General features: G+C 65.4%; 18 protein-coding genes, 1 tRNA gene and 1 pseudogene. 9 read left to right on the top strand and 11 right to left on the bottom strand.

Going from position 1 to position 17,678, the window contains the following annotated elements; genetic code table 11:
- Positions 1–43: 43 nt before the first annotated feature.
- Complete coding sequence (locus AC0L23_RS33045; RefSeq protein WP_018452983.1) at positions 44–928, top strand: LysR family transcriptional regulator; 885 nt, start codon at positions 44–46, stop codon at positions 926–928.
- A 47-nt stretch (positions 929–975) separates the two neighbouring features.
- Here AC0L23_RS33045 and AC0L23_RS33040 read toward each other — a convergent pair.
- Positions 976–1,778, bottom strand: a pseudogene (locus tag AC0L23_RS33040) (enoyl-CoA hydratase-related protein).
- A 154-nt stretch (positions 1,779–1,932) separates the two neighbouring features.
- Between AC0L23_RS33040 and AC0L23_RS33035 the strand changes: the two are divergent.
- Positions 1,933–2,907 (top strand): ketopantoate reductase family protein, encoded by a 975-nt coding sequence (locus AC0L23_RS33035; RefSeq protein WP_085358815.1) that lies wholly within the window; start codon positions 1,933–1,935, stop codon positions 2,905–2,907.
- A gap of 4 nt (positions 2,908–2,911) precedes the next feature.
- Here AC0L23_RS33035 and AC0L23_RS33030 read toward each other — a convergent pair whose 3' ends face one another.
- Positions 2,912–3,610: an alpha/beta hydrolase family protein gene (locus AC0L23_RS33030; RefSeq protein ID WP_240543211.1), complete on the bottom strand. Its 699-nt coding sequence runs from the start codon at positions 3,608–3,610 to the stop codon at positions 2,912–2,914.
- A 121-nt stretch (positions 3,611–3,731) separates the two neighbouring features.
- Between AC0L23_RS33030 and AC0L23_RS33025 the strand changes: the two genes are divergently transcribed.
- Positions 3,732–4,877 (top strand): acyl-CoA dehydrogenase family protein, encoded by a 1,146-nt coding sequence (locus AC0L23_RS33025; protein WP_085394763.1) that lies wholly within the window; start codon positions 3,732–3,734, stop codon positions 4,875–4,877.
- A gap of 26 nt (positions 4,878–4,903) precedes the next feature.
- On the opposite strand, the gene AC0L23_RS33020 is transcribed toward AC0L23_RS33025, so the two are convergent.
- The 6 genes from AC0L23_RS33020 to AC0L23_RS32995 all read right to left on the bottom strand — a co-directional run bounded on the left by AC0L23_RS33020 (position 4,904) and on the right by AC0L23_RS32995 (position 9,927).
- A complete protein-coding gene (locus AC0L23_RS33020) occupies positions 4,904–6,043 on the bottom strand; it encodes an amidohydrolase/deacetylase family metallohydrolase (protein WP_085358817.1) in 1,140 nt (379 codons plus the stop codon).
- 124 nt (positions 6,044–6,167) lie between these two features.
- Positions 6,168–6,244, bottom strand: a tRNA-Arg gene (locus AC0L23_RS33015).
- Positions 6,245–6,341: 97 nt separating this feature from the next.
- A complete protein-coding gene (locus tag AC0L23_RS33010) occupies positions 6,342–7,298 on the bottom strand; it encodes a tripartite tricarboxylate transporter substrate-binding protein (RefSeq protein ID WP_085358819.1) in 957 nt (318 codons plus the stop codon).
- A gap of 48 nt (positions 7,299–7,346) precedes the next feature.
- Positions 7,347–7,718 carry a cupin domain-containing protein gene (locus AC0L23_RS33005; RefSeq protein WP_018452976.1) on the bottom strand — a complete coding sequence of 124 codons (372 nt, stop codon included), beginning with the start codon at positions 7,716–7,718 and terminating at the stop codon, positions 7,347–7,349.
- A 26-nt stretch (positions 7,719–7,744) separates the two neighbouring features.
- A complete protein-coding gene (locus tag AC0L23_RS33000) occupies positions 7,745–8,383 on the bottom strand; it encodes an RraA family protein (protein ID WP_085384087.1) in 639 nt (212 codons plus the stop codon).
- A gap of 26 nt (positions 8,384–8,409) precedes the next feature.
- Complete coding sequence (locus AC0L23_RS32995; protein ID WP_085358823.1) at positions 8,410–9,927, bottom strand: AMP-binding protein; 1,518 nt, start codon at positions 9,925–9,927, stop codon at positions 8,410–8,412.
- 208 nt (positions 9,928–10,135) lie between these two features.
- On the opposite strand from AC0L23_RS32995, the gene AC0L23_RS32990 reads away from it, so the two are divergent.
- Positions 10,136–10,768, top strand: a complete 633-nt coding sequence (locus tag AC0L23_RS32990; protein ID WP_085384088.1) for a hypothetical protein — start codon at positions 10,136–10,138, stop codon at positions 10,766–10,768.
- A 117-nt stretch (positions 10,769–10,885) separates the two neighbouring features.
- On the opposite strand, the gene AC0L23_RS32985 is transcribed toward AC0L23_RS32990, so the two are convergent.
- Entirely contained in the window at positions 10,886–11,101 is a 216-nt protein-coding gene (locus tag AC0L23_RS32985; RefSeq protein WP_085358825.1) for a hypothetical protein, read from the bottom strand.
- A gap of 28 nt (positions 11,102–11,129) precedes the next feature.
- Positions 11,130–12,137, bottom strand: coding sequence for a 2-dehydropantoate 2-reductase (locus tag AC0L23_RS32980; RefSeq protein WP_085351619.1), 1,008 nt, complete (start codon positions 12,135–12,137; stop codon positions 11,130–11,132).
- Positions 12,138–12,295: 158 nt separating this feature from the next.
- On the opposite strand from AC0L23_RS32980, the gene AC0L23_RS32975 reads away from it, so the two are divergent.
- The gene (locus AC0L23_RS32975; RefSeq protein ID WP_085384089.1) at positions 12,296–12,877 is read left to right on the top strand and encodes a YidB family protein; all 582 of its coding nucleotides are present in this window, start codon (positions 12,296–12,298) and stop codon (positions 12,875–12,877) included.
- Positions 12,878–12,907: 30 nt separating this feature from the next.
- Positions 12,908–13,180 carry a GlsB/YeaQ/YmgE family stress response membrane protein gene (locus AC0L23_RS32970; RefSeq protein ID WP_085384090.1) on the top strand — a complete coding sequence of 91 codons (273 nt, stop codon included), beginning with the start codon at positions 12,908–12,910 and terminating at the stop codon, positions 13,178–13,180.
- Between the two features lie 183 nt (positions 13,181–13,363).
- Here the strand turns inward: AC0L23_RS32970 and AC0L23_RS32965 are convergent, their stop codons facing one another.
- Positions 13,364–14,149, bottom strand: coding sequence for an SDR family NAD(P)-dependent oxidoreductase (locus tag AC0L23_RS32965; protein ID WP_085358831.1), 786 nt, complete (start codon positions 14,147–14,149; stop codon positions 13,364–13,366).
- A 238-nt stretch (positions 14,150–14,387) separates the two neighbouring features.
- Here AC0L23_RS32965 and AC0L23_RS32960 point away from each other — a divergent pair, with 238 nt between their 5' ends.
- Genes AC0L23_RS32960 through AC0L23_RS32950 form a run of 3 tightly spaced genes read left to right on the top strand, consistent with a single transcriptional unit; the run spans position 14,388 to position 17,470 of the window.
- Positions 14,388–15,458, top strand: a complete 1,071-nt coding sequence (locus AC0L23_RS32960) for an acyl-CoA dehydrogenase family protein (protein WP_085358868.1) — start codon at positions 14,388–14,390, stop codon at positions 15,456–15,458.
- Positions 15,459–15,475: 17 nt separating this feature from the next.
- Positions 15,476–16,636 (top strand): acyl-CoA dehydrogenase family protein, encoded by a 1,161-nt coding sequence (locus AC0L23_RS32955; RefSeq protein ID WP_085351673.1) that lies wholly within the window; start codon positions 15,476–15,478, stop codon positions 16,634–16,636.
- Positions 16,637–16,651: 15 nt separating this feature from the next.
- Positions 16,652–17,470, top strand: coding sequence for an enoyl-CoA hydratase/isomerase family protein (locus tag AC0L23_RS32950; RefSeq protein WP_018452966.1), 819 nt, complete (start codon positions 16,652–16,654; stop codon positions 17,468–17,470).
- Positions 17,471–17,678: the final 208 nt, after the last annotated feature.

The following is a 17,678-nucleotide window of genomic DNA, read 5'->3' as shown; positions in this document are numbered from 1 at the left end:
CCAAAATAGGCGATCACCTTTCTCGAATCGCGAAAGGCCGAAGATGGACATCCTGGTAAACCTTCAGGCGTTCCTCGCGACCGCCGACGCCACCGGCTTCTCCGCGGCCGCGCGAAAACTCGGCGTCTCGACGTCGGTGGTCGCCAAGCGCGTCACGCAGCTGGAGGCGCGGATCGGCACGCCACTGTTTCATCGCTCGACCCGGCAATTGCGGCTGACCGAGGCCGGCCAGCGCTACGTGCATCGCGCCCGCGGCGTCGTCACCGACGCCGCCGATCTGCTGTCGCGCATGGGCGAGAAGGGCCACGATCTCGTCGATCATCTGCGCATCAAGGCCCCGACCTCGCTGACGGTCGCGCGGCTTGCGGACGTCTTCACCGCCTTCCAGACCCAGAACCCGCGGCTCAAGCTCGAGATCGTGCTGTTCGACCGTCCGGTCGATCCCGTCACCGAAGGCTTTGACATCGCCATCGGCGCCTTCCCGCATTCCTTTGGCGGTGTCGTCGACGAACCCTTGTGCCCGCTGAAGCGGCTGCTCTGCGCCTCGCCTGCCTATTTGAAGAAACACGGCACGCCAAAACATCCGCGTGATCTGGTCGATCATCGCTGCCTCAGCTTTCTACCGACCGGCCCCGAATGGATCTTTGACGGGCCGCGCGGCCGCATCAGCGTCCAGGTCAGCCCGCTGCTGTCCTGCAACGAGGGCCAAGTGCTGGCGCGCAGCGCCATCGCCGGCAACGGCATTGTGTTGATATCGGACTATCTCGTCGCGGGCGCCTTGCGCGACGGCGCGCTCAAGCCGGTGCTGCGCGAGTTTCCGATTCCGGAATTGTGGGTGAAGGCTGCGATCCCTGAACGGCGGCGCAATGCCGCCGCGGTACAGGCGCTGCTCACTTTGCTGAAAAGGTCACTCGCGACGTCGCTGTAAAAGCCCGTAGCCCGGATGGAGCGAAGCGTAATCCGGGCTACTCGCGTTCAGCTTTTAGCACCTGCCCAATTCGCGGCGCGCTTTTCCGCGAACGACGCCAGCCCCTCCGCGGCTTCCGCGCTCTGTCGCTTCAGCGAATGCAGCTGCACGAGCCGCTTGTAAGCCGCATCGTCCACCGCCATGCCGCCGAACGAACTTTCCAGCGCGAGCCGCTTGGTCTCGGCCATCGCCTCCGATCCGTTGGCAAGCAACTGCTCGACCACCTTGGCGCCGGCGGCGTCGAGATCGGCGAGCGGCACCACCTCGTGGACGAGGCCGATACGACGGGCGTCCTCGGCGCCGAAACGTTCACCTGTCAGCGCGTAGCGGCGGACTTGCCGTACACCAATGGCATCGCAGAGCTGCGGGATGATGATGGCCGCGGTCAGGCCCCAGCGCACTTCGGTGATCGAGAACAGCGCGTTGTCGGCCGCGATCACAACGTCGCAGGCCGCGATCACGCCGGTGCCGCCGCCAAAGCAGCCGCCCTGCACCAGCGCGACCGTCGGGATAGCCAGCGTATTGAGCCGCTGCACGGCCTCGAACGTCGCCCGCGACGCCGCCTCGTTCGCCTCGCTCGATTGCGGCCGCACGCCGTTGATCCATTTGAGGTCGGCGCCAGCCTGGAAATGCTTGCCATTGCCCTTGAGCACGACGACGCGAAGGTTGGGCTTGCTGCCGAGATCGTCCATGGCCGCGAGCACGCCTGCGATCAACGCGCCGTCATAGGCATTGTTAACCTCCGGCCGGTTCAACGTGACGGTCGCAACCCACGCGCATCCAGGGTCCACAGGACGGGGCTGTCGGTCATCGGTGTTCCTCCGCTCGTTTGTTTGGCGCGCACTATGACCGAGGCTCCGCGCCCTGATCCATATCTTTCGAGCGTAGGGCAGCCGCGTCCATCGCATGGCGGCTTGTGTCATGCTGCCGCGGGGCGGCATCAAGGGATCAGGGACGGACATCACATGCGCATCTGCATTTTCGGCGCGGGCGCCGTCGGCAGCCATCTTGCAGTTCGGCTGGCCCGCGCCGGCCACGAGGTCTCGTGCGTGATGCGGGGCGCGCACCTGGAGGCGGTCCGGGCCAACGGCCTCAAGCTGCGCGTCGGCGATTCCGAGGTCTCCGCCAAGGTGAACGCCTCCGGCGATCCGGCCCAGCTCGGCCCCCAGGATGTCGTGATCAGCACCTTGAAGGCAACCGCGTTGACCGGGCTGGTCTCCAGTCTCAAGCCACTACTGCAGGACGACACCGCCATCGTGTTCGCGCAGAACGGCATTCCCTGGTGGTACGGGATCGGCCTGCCGCCGCGGCACCCGACCCCGCCGGACATCTCCTTCCTCGACCCGGGCGGGCGCTTGCGCGCCTGCATTCCGAAAGAGCGGATCGTCGGCGGCGTGGTCTTCTCCTCCAACGAGGTGATCGCGCCCGGCGTGGTGCAGAACCTGACGCCGGACCGCAACCGCCTGCTGATCGGCGAATGCGACGATCGCAATTGCGAACGCATCACGATGCTCCGCGGTGTCTTCAGCGACGCACGACTGGAATCGCCGCCGGTCGCCGAGATCCGCGAGGCGATCTGGTCAAAGCTGCTGACCAACATGTCGCTGTCGGTGCTGTGCCTGCTCACCGGCCAGACCGCGCGCGGCGTGCGCGATGACCCTGCGTTCGCCGAGGTCATCCCGCGGATGCTGAACGAGGCCAACGAGATCGCTCAGCATTTTATCCCCGAGGTCAAGCGCGTATCACGCAGCGGCCCCGCCCCCAACCACAAGCCGTCGCTGCTGCAGGATTACGAGCTCGGCCGCGCCATGGAGATCGACGTCCTGGTAAAGGCGCCCCAAGCCTTCGCGCGCACCGCCGGCCTGTCGACGCCGACGCTCGACTTGATCGCCGCGCTCGCGATCCAGAAGGCGCGCGACAAGGGGCTATATTCGGCGTGAGATTTCAGGCGAGGCTGTCGATCCAGGCCGCGAGCGTATCAAGCACCTCTGTCAGCGCCTCTTCATTGGTGCGGCCGGACTTTTTCAGCACCGCGAAGGAGTGATCGCCGCCTTCGATCTCATGCAGCGTCGCCTTCGGGGCAAGAGCGGCGATGACCGGCTTGAGGAGGCCGAGATCGGCGAGCCCGTCGCGGGTGCCTCGCAGGAACAGCATCGGGATCTCGACATGGGCGAGATGCTCGGCGCGCTCCGTCGACGGCTTCTTGTCGGCGTGCAGGGGAAAACCGAGGAAGGCGAGCCCTTTGACATCAGGCAGCGGAGCCTTGGACTGCGCCTGCGAGGTCATGCGCCCGCCGAAGGATTTTCCACCCGCAACGAGCATCACACCAGGGCAGAGCCGCGCGGCTTCCTCGACTGCCACGCGGATCGTGGCGTGGGCGACCGCAGGCTGGTCGGGACGGCCCTGCTTGTTTTCCATGTAAGGAAAATTGAAGCGGAAGGTCGCGATGTCGCGAGCAGCGAGCCCCTCCGCAATCTTGTCCATCGATGCATGCCGCATCCCTGCACCGGCACCATGCGCCAGGACGTAACAGGCGCGCGCCTTGTCCGGCTGCGTCAGGATCGCGGAGACCGTGCCGATGCGCGCGATGTCGAGCTTGAGCTCTTTGGTTTTGACGGTTTGAATTTTGACAGCCACAATCAACCATCCCGATAGACGCTGCTCCGGCCGCCTTGGTAGCGTCACCGGCACAGCCTGAAAACACAATAATTGCCGCCAAAGGCTGGCCTAACCAGGCCGGCAAGCCGCATTGACCGAGGTGACCATGTCCTACCGCTCCTCCTGGATGACCGAAGAGCTCGAAATCTTCCGCGACCAGTTCCGGAAGTATCTTGCCAAGGATCTGGCCCCGCATGCCGAAAAATGGCGCGAGCAGAAGATGGTCGACCGCTTTGCCTGGCGCGGGCTCGGCGAGATGGGCGCGCTGCTGGCAAGCGTGCCGGAGGAATATGGCGGCCTGGGCGCCACCTTCGCCTATGATGCCGCCGTGCTCGACGACCTCGAAAGCACGGTGCCGGAGCTGACGACCGGCGTCTCCGTGCACAGCGCCATCGTCGCGCACTACATCCTCAATTACGGCTCGGAGGAGCAGAAGAAGCGCTGGCTGCCGAAGATGGCTTCAGGCGAGATGGTCGGCGCCATCGCCATGACCGAGCCCGGCGCCGGCTCGGATTTGCAGGCCGTCAAAACCACGGCCAGGAAGCAGGGCAATTCCTACGTCATCAACGGACAGAAGACCTTCATCACCAACGGCCAGGCTGCCGATCTCGTCATCGTGGTTGCGCGCACCGGCGATGTCGGCGCCAAGGGCATTTCGCTGATCGTGGTCGAAACCTCAGGCGCGGATGGATACAAGCGCGGGCGCAACCTCGACAAGATCGGCCTGCATGCCTCCGACACGTCCGAGCTGTTTTTCGACAACGTCGCGGTGCCGCCGGACAATTTGCTCGGCGGCGAGGAAGGCCAGGGCTTCGTGCAGCTGATGCAGCAATTGCCGCAGGAGCGCCTCGCGCTCGCGGTCGGCGCGGTCGCCGCTATGGAGCGCGCGATAAAACTCACCGTCGACTACACCAAGGAGCGCAAGGCCTTCGGCAAGCCGCTGATGGATTTCCAGAACACCGCCTTCAAGCTCGCCGAGCGCAAGACCGAAGCGATGATCGCGCGCGTCTTCGTCGACTGGTGCATCGAGCGGCTGGTCGCCAAGGACCTCGATACCGTCACGGCGTCGATGGCGAAATACTGGTGCTCGGAGAAGCAGGTCGAGACCGCCGACGAATGCCTGCAGCTGTTCGGCGGCTACGGTTACATGCAGGAATATCCGATCTCGCGCATCTTCATCGATTCCCGCATCCAGAAGATCTATGGCGGGACGAACGAGATCATGAAGCTGTTGATCGCGAGGTCGTTGTAATCAAGCCGGCGTGAACGGCCTGCCGCTCATTTCGGATGCCACCACCGGCCGCCGATCACGACGCCTTCGGAGACGATCTTGCGGTCGCCGATCAGGTGCTCGCCGACGACGTCCTCATAGTCGAACTGGCCTTCCCTCACCGAGATCAGCGTGGCGTCGCCGACGCTGCCCGGCTTGAGGCTGCCGAGCTCGGGGCGCCGCAGCGCCATCGCGGCGTTGACGGTCGAGGTTGCGATGACGTCGGACAGCGGCATGCCCATGCACAGGAATTTCGACAGGGTCGTCACCTGATCGAAGGCCGGGCCGTCGATGCAGAGCTGATGAATGTCGGACGAGATGGTGTCGGGATAGAAGCCGTTGGCGAGCATCGCACGCGCGGTCTTGAATGCGAACGAGCCCTTGCCGTGGCCGATGTCGAACAGCACGCCGCGCTCGCGGGCGTCGAGCACCGCCCGCTTCACCGTGCCCTGCGCGGTCGCAGGCGTGTTGGGGAAGGGACGGAACGCATGGGTGAGCACGTCGCCGGGGCGCAGGCGCGCCAGCACCTCCTCGTAGCTCGGCGGCGGATGATCGATATGCGCCATCAGGGGCATGCCGACCTCGTTCGCGACCTCGAGCGCGATGTCGAGCGGCACGACGCCCGACGTGCCCGAGGAATGCAGCCCCACGCGCACCTTGATGCCGACGATGAGATCGCGGTTGGCGTCGGCCACCTTGGCCGCCTCGATCGGATTCATCAGCCGCAGCTCCTCGCTCTCGCCGACCATGATCCGGTGCGAGAAGCCGAAAATGCCGGCATGCGAGACATGCAGATAAGCGAGGATACGAACCTGGCTCGGCTCGATCACATGCTTGCGGAAGCCCGCGAAATTGCCCGGCCCCGCACTGCCGGTATCGACCGCGGTGGTGACGCCGGAAAGACGGCAGAACTCCTCGGCGTCGATGCCGAGCGACGTGCCGCCCCAATAGACATGGGTGTGGAGATCGATCAGTCCCGGCGTCACGATGTAGCGAGAGACGTCGCGCACCTCGGTGCCCGGATCCGCCTTGAGCCCACTGCCGATCGCCGCGACCTTGCCGCCGGAAAAGGCGACATCGGTCACGGCGTCGAGCTTCTGGGACGGGTCGACCACACGGCCGCCGCGCAGGATCAAATCGAAAGGCATTGTCGTCTCCGGATATGGCAGCGAGGCGGGGCGGCAGTCAGCCCGGGCCAGGAGGAAGCTTCGCGCTTCTAGCAATTTTTGCGCCGACGAGCGTATCAAACGCGACGATTGCTCACTGAAAAACTGGCGATCCCGGGAAGACTCGAACTTCCGACCTACGGTTTAGGAAACCGTCGCTCTATCCGGCTGAGCTACGGGACCGCGGAACCCGCAGAGCGGGTTACCGGGGCTTCATATCAAAGCGGAAGGGGGATCGGAAGCCCTCCGCGTTGCTCAATGCGGAGGGCTGCCGGTCATCTCATGCCCGGATATTGTTGTCCTTCACCACCTTGCCCCAAATGGCGACCTGCTTGTCGAAGAAGGTCTTGAAGGCGGGAGCGTCCTCGAGCAGCAGCGTCATCTGCTGCGTTTCCTTGAGCTGGGCGGCGGTCGCGGGCTCGCTCAGGATCTCCTTGGACGCCGCCGCGAGGCCTGCGACGATGTCCGGCGGCGTCCCCGTCGGCGCGAAGATGCCCCACCAGGCCAGCGTCTCGAAATCCGGAAAGCCCGCCTCGATCGCGGTCGGCGTATCCGGCAGGCCCGGCAGCCGCTCGCGGCCGAGCTGCAGGATCGGACGCAGCATGTTGGTGCCGAGCTGGGCTGCGACCAGCGCCGCAGATCCCGCGATCAGGTCGACATGGCCGCCGAGCACGTCGTTCATCGCGGGACCACCGCCGCGATAGGGCACGTGCATGATCTCGACGCCGGCCTTGTTGCCGAGCACGGTCATGGCGAGATGGCCGAGCGTGCCGATGCCGACGGAGGCATATTTCACCGCGCCGGGCGTCGCCTTGCAGGCCGCCACCACGTCGGCAAAGCTCTTGTAGGGGCGGCCTGCACCGGCAGCGATCACGTAAGGCGCGGTGCCGACCAGCAACACCGGCATTAGCTCGCGCTCGACATCGACGGGCGGCTTGTCGAGGATGGAGGGGATCACCGCATGGGAATCGAAGGTGACCAGGAACGTCGAGCCGTCAGGCGGGCTCTTGGCGACCTGCGCCGCGCCGAGCGCGCCTGCCGCGCCCGACTTGTTCTCGACAATGACGATGCGGTTGAGCTTGGTTTGCAGATGGCTCTGGAGCAGCCGCGCCATCGCATCGGTGGATCCGCCCGGCGGAAACGGCACCACCAGTGTGATTTTTGAAGCCTGCGCCAACGCCGGCGTCATCGCGAGAATAGCCGGCGCTGCCAGCAGCGTCCGTCGTGTGATCGTCATGGTATCCCTCCCCTGTTTTCTCGCGCCCGGCTTTTGCTCTTTGGCGCTTTAAGTGGTCCCGAAACCGGATCCCGCTTTTCTGTATTCTGGCCGCGGCGGACTGAAGATGTCCAGCACGCGGGCGCCGTCGGGGCCGGCGCGCATGGTGTGCGGCACATTACCCGGCGTGCGCCAGAAGTCGCCTTTCTTCACGGCAATCTCCTCATCACCCTGGACGCGGATGGCGGAGCCGTCGAGCAGCACGCCCCACTGCTCCTCGGGATGATGGTGCAGCGTGCCTTGCGCATGCGGCGCCAGCGTCACCACCGACAGCATCGCCTGCTCGCCGGAGAAGATGCGCGTGGTCACCCCTGCCGCGAGCTCGCGAAACAACCCGTCGCCGTTATCGTCGAGATTGTGGAATTCGTCCTGCTGGCTCACGCCGCCCTCCTCTTCATTCTCGCTGATCAGGATTTGCCATACGAGCCTTGATAACGGCCCTCGCGGATCGCCTTCAGCGTCTCCTCCTCGCGCGCGACCTGGGCTCGCACGGCGTCGAGCAGCGCCGCGGCACCGGCGGCGGCAAACGACACCACGCCGTCCTCATCTCCGACGACGATGTCGCCGGGCGAGATCACGTTGCCGCCGATCGAAACAGGCACGTTGATCTCGCCGGGGCCGTTCTTGTAAGGGCCGCGGTGGATCACCGCGCGGGCATAGCAGGGAAAGTCATCGGCAGCGAACGCCGCGACGTCGCGGATCGCGCCGTCGATGACGTAGCCTTCGGCTTTGCGCCATTGCGCGATGTTCTTCATGATCTCACCGACCAGCGCGCGGGTCTCGTCGCCGCCGCCATCGACCACGATGACGTCGCCGGGGCCCACCAGCTCGAGCGCGCGGTGGATGGCGAGATTGTCACCGGGACGGGTGCGGACCGTGAAGGCCGTGCCCACCAGCTTGGCACCGCGATGATAGGGTTTGAGCCCCACGGCGCCCGGCAGCCGGCCGAGATTGTCCGAAATGACCGGGGTCGGCGCACCGCGAAAGCCCTCGATGATCGCGGCCGGCGGCTTCGGCACAGCGTTCGCGGCGATGGTGATGGTCATAATCTCGGTCCTTCCCATGAATTCTCTTAATCGGCGTCCGCCCGCGCCTTCGCCGGCCAAATCCGGAACGCGCGCCCCTCCTTCATCCACGCTGCGCGCTCGTCGCGCAACAGCGTGCGGCGAACTTTACCGGAATCGTCGCGTGGTGGGACGGTGACGATCTCGAAGCTCTCCGGGTGCTTGTAGCGGCTGAGCCTGTCTTTGAGGAAATCCGCCATTCCGTCGGCGATGGCTTGGCCGTCCGCATCGCTCTCCGGCTCGATGATGGCGTGCACGCGCTGGCCCAATTCCGGATCGGGCAATCCCACCACCACGCAGGAGCGCACGCCCGGACAGGCGGAGACGGCAGCTTCGACCTCGGCGGGATAGATGTTGGCGCCGCCGCGCAGCACCATGTCGGCGAGGCGGTCACCGAGATAAAGGTAGCCTTCCGCATCCAGCCTGCCGATATCGCCCAGCGATTCCCAGCCGTCGGCGCGGCGCTTCGGCTCGGCGCCGAGATAGTGATAGGTGGCGTCATTGCCGTCATTGTTGAGGAAGTAGATCTCGCCGGTCTCACCCGGCGCAACGTCGTTGCCGTCCTCGCCGATGATGCGCAAGCGCGCCGTCTCGCCGATCTTGCCGACCGAGCCCTGGTGCGTCAGCCATTCCTTGCCGGAGATGATGCAGGAGCCCTGTCGCTCGGTGCCGCCATAGAGCTCCCAGATCCGCTCAGGCCCGAGCCAGGCGATCCAGTTCTCCTTCAGCCAGGGTGGCATCGGAGCGGCCATGTGAAAGACGGTTTGCAGGCTCGACACATCGTAGGCGTTGCGCACGTGCTCCGGCAGCGCCCAGATCCGGTGCATCATGGTCGGCACGAAATTGACCCATTGCACGCGCTCGCGCGCGATTTGCCGCAGCGCCTCCTCGGCGTCGAACTTGACGAGGCCGGTGAGCTGGCCGCCGGTGAACAGCGCCTGGTGCGACACGATGAACGGCGCATTGTGGTAGAGCGGACCGGGATTGAGCAGCGAGACCCCGAAGGGGATGTTGAGCGGCGGCGTGGCGACCGTGTCGGTCACCGCCGGCTGGTGATCGAGGATCACCTTCGGGCGGCCGGTCGATCCGCCGCTGGTCATGGCTTTCCAATAGCGCGCCACCGGTGCGGTGAGCGGCTCGTCCGAAAACCCTTCCGGCACGAAATCCGCGGGCAGACGGTTCGGCGCGTTCCAGTCGGCTTCGCCGCCGACCACCAGCGCCGGCTTCAGGATGTCGAGCACCGCGGCGGCTTCGCCGCGCGGCAGCCGCCATGACAACGAGGTCGGCGTCGCTCCGCATTTCCACACTGCAAACGAGGTCTCGAAAAACGCATTGCAGTTGGGCAAACCGATCGCGACAAAGTCGCCGGGCTTGACACCCTTGGCCATGAACGCCCGCGCGCGCCGGTTGGCGCCGCGTTCGAGCGCGTCCCATGTCAGCGTATCCTGCCCGTGACGGACGGCGATCGTGCCTTGCGGTTTGCGTTCGGCGTACCAGCGCGGCACATCGGACAGGGGCAGCAGCATCAGGCGTTTCCACTTCGTATTCTTGGCGTCGCCGATGAGGCGAGCGCAGGATGAAGTGACGCTGTGACTCCTGCGCCACGTCAAGCAAAAAATGTCAGCATCACAGCCATGAAATTCCCGGGTTCCATGGGTGACAAGCAGGCCATAAAGGGGCAAAAATCAGCCCGACTCAGTTCGGGTTGAGTTTTGCAAGGAATGCTCTCGTAGAATGTCGGACGTAGTTGCATCGCATCGTGCGGCGCTGGTCGTTGCCGCAGCAGGATTTTTCCTGCTGGCGCCGTCGCATGCCCAGGCACAATGGTGGAAGCGCGCGCCTGTTGACTTCGAGGCCTGCGCCGACGCCGCCGAGAAAGCTACGACCAAATCCGAGAAGACGGCTGCGCTTGCCGACTGCAACGCCAAATTCGCCGGCCGGCGCAAGGCGGGCGGCGGCTATTCCTATTACGATTTCCTCCAGGACCGCAGCTTCGACATCGCCGGGCCCAATCCGACGCCGGAGGAGCAGAAGAAGATCGACGAATCCTACACCGCCTATCTCGCCAATCAGCGCCGCAGCAATGAAGCCGCGCAGGCCACCGCGCGCCAGCAGCGCGAGCAGCAGGAACAACAGGTGCAGCAGCTCCAGCGGGTCGCGTTGCGAACCGAGGTCGAGCGCGTGCCCGTGCCGGTCGAGCGGCCGAAAGTCCAGCAGGCCGCCATCGGCGACGCGCGGCCGCGGCCGAAGGGCACACCCTGCACCAAGGGCTCGTTCTCCTGCGAATGGCCGCGGCTGTCGGATGGATTGAACGACATCAAGAAGCTGTTCAGCCCGACGCCGAGCAAGCCCGCGAAGAAGGGCTGAGCTGCGCCGCCGTCATTGCGAGCGCAGCGAAGCAATCCAGCATCTCTCCGCGGAGGCAGTCTGGATTGCTTCGCTACGCTCGCAATGACGAACTGGGCGGGGATCCGTCTCCTAGCCTCAGTTCGTGTGCTTCTTCTTGCTGCGCTTCGGTTGAGCAACCGGCGCATTCACCGGCGCCGTTGTTGTCGGTGAACTACCCAACTGCGAACGACTCTCCTTCAGGCGCGCGTCATAGCCGGGCGAATTCGTGACGGTCGGCGGCCTTGCCTGAGCAAACGTGGAAGCTGCACATAAGGCGGCGAGCACGACCCCGACCGTCAAACAACGTTTCATCGCACGTCTCCCGTCAGCCGGCGTGAACTCATGCAGCGCCGCGAACCTGCTGCGGCGTCAGCCGCGGCGGACCCTTGCCCGCGGCCTCAGCCTCGTTGATCAGCGCAACAATGCGGCGCGACAGCGGCACGTCGACACTGTTCTGTTCGGCGAGGGCGATGATCGCGCCCTGGAGATAGTCGATCTCGGTCTTGCGGCCCTGCTTCAAATCCTGCCACATCGAGGAACGCGCCTCGGGATCGATCTTCATGGTCCTTCCCAGGATCAGGTCGAAAATCGGATCAGGCAGTCTCAGCAAGGCGGGCGTCCAGGACGACGGGATCGGCGTCGCCGACACCGGTGTGATGCCGGCGGCCCTCATCGCAGCCAGCCCCTCCACCATCTGATCGGCGAACAGCCTTCGCCATTCGCGGTTCGCCAATTGCGCAGCGAGCGGCATATCGGACAAGGCGCTGAGCGCGTTGTTCAAATTGATGATCAGCTTGCCCCATTGCACGCCGGTGATGTCGCGGCTCGCGCGCATCGTGAGCCCCGGCACCGACAGCGCTGCGGCCGTGTTCGTATCATCTTGGCCAACATGAATGTCGCCGGAGGTCGAGCGGTGGAAGCGGCCCTCGCCCATCCCGACCACGTTGAAAGGCACCATGCCGGCGAGCACGCGGCGATCGCCGAGGCGCTCGCGCAACACCGCGACATTGCCGACACCGTTTTGCAGCGAGACGATGACAGCGTCCTGCGGCGCATGCTGCGCGATGTGCTCGGCGACAGCGGCCGTGTCGGCGCTCTTCACCGTGACCAGCACGATGCCGGCGCTGTGCAAGATCGCGGGATCTTCCGATAGCGCGAGTTGGCCCGGATCGAGCTTCTTCTCGGAGCCGTCGAAATCGGTCAGAAGCAGACCGAACCGCTCGATCTCGGCCTTCACCCGCGGTCGCACCAGGAACGCGACGCGGCGACCGGCAGCCGCCAGGGTGCCGCCGACGAAACATCCGATGGCGCCCGCGCCGGCCACCACGATCGGTCGATCCGTCATCATCTTGGCTTGCCCCCTCAACGATCCGCCCTCGATAGCAGAGGCTGTGTCTGCTGCCCATTCCCGGAGTTGCGGCGCAATCGCCTTGTAACCGTCATGACGGCCTCATATGTTTTCGAACGGGGCTTGTTACCGGCAACAAAGCGCCAAGGGAGAACGCCATGGGTTTGCTCGACGTCCTCAACGGCATGCAGAACGGCCCGCGCGGGCCAAGCACGCCGAGTTCACAATCCTCATCCAGCGGCGGCATGTCGCCCATGACCATGGCGCTGCTTGGCCTGCTCGCCTGGAAGGCATTCAAGCATATGAGCGGCAACCAGAGCGGCAGCGCGCCGCAGCCGTCCCCCGCACCGACGCCGACGCATCTCCCCCCGCCGGTGAATGCGGGCGCTGGCGGTGGCCTCGGCGACCTGTTGAAGGGCGGCCTTGGCGGCCTGCTCGCGGGCGGCGCGGCCGGCAGCGTGCTCAGCGGCGGGCTCGGCGATCTCCTCAACCAGCTTCAGCAGGGCGGTCATGGCGATACTGCCAATACTTGGGTCGGCAAGGGCGAGAACAAGGCGATCGCTCCAGGCGATCTCGCCAATGCGCTCGGCGCCGACCAGATCGAGAGCCTGTCCGCCCAAAGCGGCCTGTCGCGTGACGAGTTGCTCTCGGGCCTCAGCCAATATCTGCCGCAGGTGGTCGACCATCTGACGCCGGACGGACGGCTGCCGACCGAGCAAGAGATCGCGGGCAGAGTCTGATTGGTTTAGTCAAACGAGGGGAGCACGGACATGAGCATGGGTGGCTTGTTGTGGATCATCGTCGTCGGCTTCGTCGCCGGCCTCATCGCGCGTTGGCTGGCGCCGGGACCGAACAATCCGAGCGGCTTCATCCTCACCACCATCCTCGGCATCGCCGGCGCGTTTCTCGCGACCTTCATCGGCCAGGCCATCGGTCATTACGGCCCCGACCAGGGTGCAGGATTCATCATGGCCACCATCGGCGCCGTGGTGGTGCTGTTCATCTGGCACCGGCTGGTGGCGAGCGGCGTGATCAAGGGGTGACGCTTCAAAACGCGGAAAGCGGCACACCGCCACCTCATCGTCATGCCCGGGCTTGACCCGGGCATCCACGTTTTTTGATCCGCGCGGCGACACGTGGATGGCCGGGTCAAGCCCGGCCATGACGTGGAGAGAGCGGAGGCCGGGTCAAGCCCGGCGACGACGTGGAGAGAATGTGCCGCGCGATCACGTCACCAAATGCATCCCCGCATCCATGCGCACGACTTCGCCGGTCATGTTGCTGGAGGCCGGCATCGCCAGGAAACAGACGAGCTGCGCGATGTCTTCCGCCGATGACGCGACCTTCAGCGGCACCTTCGCCACGACGCTGTCGCGCACCTGCTTGGCGCCCGCCTCGCCGCGGCCCTTGGTGAACCAGGGTGTATCGATATAGCCCGGGCATACCGTGTTGACGCGGATCAGCGGCGCCAGCGCGCGCGACAGCGACAGCGTCATGGTGTTGAGCGCGCCCTTGCTCGCGGCGTATGCGATCGACGATCCGACGCCGCTGATGCCGGCGACCGAGGAGATGTTGACCACGGCGGACGGCCGCCCAGAAGCTTTGGCGCCGGCCTCGAGCAGGCTGCGCGCCGCGCGCACCATCTGGAACGGGCCGATGGTGTTGACGCCGTACAGGCGCTGGAAATCTTCCGCCGACAATCCGTCGAGATCGGCATGGACGACATGCTTGGTGGTGCCGGCATTGTTGACGAGCACGTCGAGCCGGCCCCAGCCGCCAGCTGCCGCGACGATCTTGCGGCAATCGTCATCCTTCGAGACGTCGCCCTGCGCGACCAGAACTTCCGGTGAGCCCGCCTTGCGGCAATGCTCCGCGGTCGCCTCCGCTTCCTTCTGGCTCGAGGAATAGTTGATGACGAGCCGCGCCCCGCTCCGTGCGAGAATTTCCGCGGTCGCAGCACCCAGGCCGGAGGCGGACCCCGTCACGATTGCGCACAAACTGTCCTTTGCCATCCGGATTTCCTTCCCCTTGATTGAGTATCGACGTTCTGTTTAGCGAGTTTGCCGCGCCCTGCAAATCGAGCAAACTCCGCTAAGCGGAATTAGCTCATCGCCCATGCCCGCGCCGCAGGTTGACCTGCGATCAGCGCTTGTCAGGGCCATGGCTTTTTTGGATCATCGGGCGCAAGAAGAACCTGCGCGCCCGCCCCACTGGGGCCGGATGCGCCAATGGCAAAACACGGGGAACGCTGTGGCGGAGAGTGACAATATCGTCGTCGAGACCGCGGAGAAAATCTTCGCCGATCTCGCCGATCCGCAGACCGTCAACAACGACAAGAAGGATTCGTGGCAGGCGCCGCTGTGGCAGGCGCTGAGCGAGGCCGGCCTGCCGCTGGCCTGGGTGCCCGACGATCTCGGCGGCTCCGGCGCGAGTCTGGCCGACGGCTTTGCGCTGCTGAACGCGGCCGGCCGTTTCGCAGTCGCGGTTCCCCTGGCCGAGACCATGCTGGCCGGCTGGCTGCTGGCGCAGGCGAAGATCGCTTCCCCGGAGGGGGAGATGACGGTGCTGCCGGCGTCGCCCAAGGATCGCATCACCCGCGATGCCGATGGTGCGCTCTCCGGCCGCGCCCGCGGCGTGCCCTTCGCAAAGGCGGCAAAGCACTTCGCACTGCTGGCCCACGGCAAGGACGGCGTCGCGGTCGCGCTGGTCGATGCGAGCAAGGGTCGGATCGAGACCGGACTCAATGTCGGCTACGACCACAGCGACACCGTCACGCTCGACAAGGTCCAGCCCGTCACCATCAAGCCCGCCCCGAGCGGCTTTGACCAGACCACAATGATGCTGATGGGCGGCGTCGCGCGTAGCCTTCAGATCGCGGGCGCGCTGGAATCGATGCTCGACATCTCCGTGCGCTATTCCAACGAGCGCGTCGCCTTCGAGAAGAAAATCTCCAAATTCCAGGCGGTGCAGCACAATCTCGCCCGCCTCGCCGGCGAGTCGGCTGCTGCGCTTGCGGCTGCGACTTCCGCGGCCGACGCCATCGCCAACGCCAACGCAAAGTCGTTCGATGACGCGGTCTATCTCGAAGCCGCCTCCGCAAAGATCCGCTGCGCGGAAGCTGCGGAAAAGGGCGGCGCCATTGCGCACCAGGTCCATGGCGCGATCGGCTTCACCCTGGAGCACATCCTGCACCGCTATTCGCTGCGGGCGCTTGCCTGGCGCGACGATTTCGGTTCGGAAAGCCACTGGGCCGTCGAGCTCGGCAAGCTCATTGCCAACCGCGGCGCCGACGAATTGTGGCCGCTCGTGGCTTCGCGCTGATCAGGGACGAGACAACAATGACCGCTGCCCTCCGTTTCGATCCGATCCGCCTGCCCGAGAAATGCGAGCAATTGCGCAAGGAAGTACGCGCCTTCCTCGCGGAGGAAATCGCCGCCGGTACCTTCGATCCGCACAAGCCCAACCGCGAAGACACCGACGCGCCGGAATTCTCCCGCCGGGTCGGCGCCAAGGGTTGGCTCGGCATGACATGGCCGAAAAAATATGGCGGCCAGGAGCGCTCGTTCCTCGAACGTTACGTGGTGACGGAGGAGATGCGCGTCGCCAACGCGCCGACGCGGCGCTTCTTCGTCGCCGATCGCCAGAGCGGGCCGGTGCTGCTGAAATACGCCCCAGAGCACATCAAGATGGACATCCTGCCGCGCATCTGCCGCGGCGAGATCTGCTTCGCGATCGGCATGAGCGAACCGAACTCCGGCTCGGACCTGTTTGCCGCGAAGACCCGCGCGACCAAGACCGACGGCGGCTATCTCATCAATGGCACCAAGATCTGGACCTCGTCGGCGCATATCGCCGACTACATGATCGCGATCTTCCGGACGTCGCAGCCGACCAAGGAAAACCGACGTCACGGCCTGACCCAGTTTCTGGTCAAGATGAAGCAGCCGGGCATCCAGGTGAACCCGATCGGCCAGATCACCGGCCAGTACGAGTTCAACGAGGTCGTGTTCACCGACTTCTTCGTGCCCGACGATCACGTGCTCGGCGAAGTCGACGGCGCCTGGAAGCAGGCGACGAGCGAGCTTGCCTACGAGCGTTCGGGCCCCGAGCGCTTTCTGGAGACCTATTACGTGCTGACCGAGCTGGTTCGCGCCGTTGGTCCCAATCCGGATACGCGCAGTGCCGAAGGGATCGGCCGGCTGGTGGCGCAGCTCCACACCATGCGGCGCATGTCGGTCTCGGTCGCGGGCATGCTGCAAGCCGGCAAGGAGCCCGTCGTCGAAGCCTCCATCGTCAAGGACATCGGCACGGTGTGGGAGCAGCAGCTGCCGCACCGCGTGCGCGATCTCGCCGCCTTCGTCGAGGAGACCGCGACCAACCGCGAGACGCTGGAGCGGCAGCTCGACTTCGCCATCAAGACCGCACCGAAACTCACCATCCAGGGCGGCACCACCGAGGTGCTGCGCGGCATCATCGCCCGCGGGCTTGGCTTGCGCTAATCATTCGAGGACATCATGAGCACCTATAAAGATATCGGCGTCGAAAAAGTTGGTCACGTCGGCACCATCGAGATCCGCCGCCCGCCGCTCAACTTCTTCGACATTTCGCTGATCAACCAGATCGCGGACGCACTCGACGAGTTCGATCGCGACATCGAGATTCGCGCCTCGGTGCTATCGGCCCAGGGCAAGGCGTTTTGCGCCGGCGCCAATTTCCAGGACCCGGCACGACAGGCGCAAGAGGCGCGCGAAGCCGATAAGACGGCCAAGGGCGATCCGGCCGATAGCCTCGGGGCGATCAATCATCTCTACATCCAGGCCGTGCGCATCTTCCGCGCCAAGAAGCCGATCGTCGCCGCCGTGCAGGGCGCCGCCATCGGCGGCGGATTGGGCCTCGCGGTCTCGGCGGACTTCCGGGTCACCTGCCCCGAAGCGCGCTTCTCCGCGAACTTTACAAAGCTCGGCTTTCATCCCGGCTTCGGCCTGACTGTGACGCTGCCCGAGCTGATCGGAAAGAACAACGCCGAGCTGATGTTCTACACCAGCCGCCGCGTCACCGGTGAAGAGGCCTTCAAATGGGGCCTCGCCAACGAGCTGGTGCCGCAGGACCAGGTCAAGGCGGCCGCACTGAAGCTCGCCGGCGAAATCGCCGAATGCTCCCCGCTCGGCCTCGTCTCCACCCGCGCCACGATGCGCGCTGGCCTCGCCGACCGCGTGATGGCCGCGACCAATCACGAGCTCGAGGAGCAGACCCGGCTGCGCGCGACGGAAGACTTCAAGGAAGGCGTGAAGGCCACGGAAGAGCGGCGGGTGGCGAATTTCAGGGGGCGGTAGCTCCTTTCTTCCTTCTCCCCTTGTGGGAGAAGGTGGCGCGAAGCGCCGGATGAGGGGTTGTCTCCGCAAGCCATTCTCTTGCGCTTGTGGAGAGAGACCCCTCACCCGTGGGGGGGGGGGGGGGGGGGCCCCCCCCCCCCCCAACGGGGGGGGGGGGGGGGCGCGCCCCCCCCCCCCCCCCCCCCCCCCCAGACGCCCCCCCCCACCC

The sequence above is a fragment of the Bradyrhizobium sp. MI1.4 genome (assembly GCF_055811315.1).
Note: the sequence above shows the minus strand (reverse complement) of the source record. Positions and strands in the feature narration are given on the sequence as shown.

Excerpts from the sequence above, each read along its gene's own strand:
- AC0L23_RS33020 (WP_085358817.1), bottom strand. The coding sequence starts at position 6,043 with ATGCCTTTCGATTTGATCCTGCGCGGCGGCCGTGTGGTCGACCCGTCC.
- AC0L23_RS32985 (WP_085358825.1), bottom strand. The coding sequence starts at position 11,101 with ATGAAACGTTGTTTGACGGTCGGGGTCGTGCTCGCCGCCTTATGTGCA.
- AC0L23_RS32950 (WP_018452966.1), top strand. The coding sequence starts at position 16,652 with ATGAGCACCTATAAAGATATCGGCGTCGAAAAAGTTGGTCACGTCGGC.
- AC0L23_RS32995 (WP_085358823.1), bottom strand. The coding sequence starts at position 9,927 with ATGCTGCTGCCCCTGTCCGATGTGCCGCGCTGGTACGCCGAACGCAAA.
- AC0L23_RS32990 (WP_085384088.1), top strand. The coding sequence starts at position 10,136 with ATGTCGGACGTAGTTGCATCGCATCGTGCGGCGCTGGTCGTTGCCGCA.
- AC0L23_RS33010 (WP_085358819.1), bottom strand. The coding sequence starts at position 7,298 with ATGACGATCACACGACGGACGCTGCTGGCAGCGCCGGCTATTCTCGCG.
- AC0L23_RS33045 (WP_018452983.1), top strand. The coding sequence starts at position 44 with ATGGACATCCTGGTAAACCTTCAGGCGTTCCTCGCGACCGCCGACGCC.
- AC0L23_RS33000 (WP_085384087.1), bottom strand. The coding sequence starts at position 8,383 with ATGACCATCACCATCGCCGCGAACGCTGTGCCGAAGCCGCCGGCCGCG.
- AC0L23_RS32970 (WP_085384090.1), top strand. The coding sequence starts at position 12,908 with ATGAGCATGGGTGGCTTGTTGTGGATCATCGTCGTCGGCTTCGTCGCC.
- AC0L23_RS32980 (WP_085351619.1), bottom strand. The coding sequence starts at position 12,137 with ATGATGACGGATCGACCGATCGTGGTGGCCGGCGCGGGCGCCATCGGA.
- AC0L23_RS32975 (WP_085384089.1), top strand. The coding sequence starts at position 12,296 with ATGGGTTTGCTCGACGTCCTCAACGGCATGCAGAACGGCCCGCGCGGG.
- AC0L23_RS33025 (WP_085394763.1), top strand. The coding sequence starts at position 3,732 with ATGTCCTACCGCTCCTCCTGGATGACCGAAGAGCTCGAAATCTTCCGC.
- AC0L23_RS33035 (WP_085358815.1), top strand. The coding sequence starts at position 1,933 with ATGCGCATCTGCATTTTCGGCGCGGGCGCCGTCGGCAGCCATCTTGCA.
- AC0L23_RS32965 (WP_085358831.1), bottom strand. The coding sequence starts at position 14,149 with ATGGCAAAGGACAGTTTGTGCGCAATCGTGACGGGGTCCGCCTCCGGC.
- AC0L23_RS32955 (WP_085351673.1), top strand. The coding sequence starts at position 15,476 with ATGACCGCTGCCCTCCGTTTCGATCCGATCCGCCTGCCCGAGAAATGC.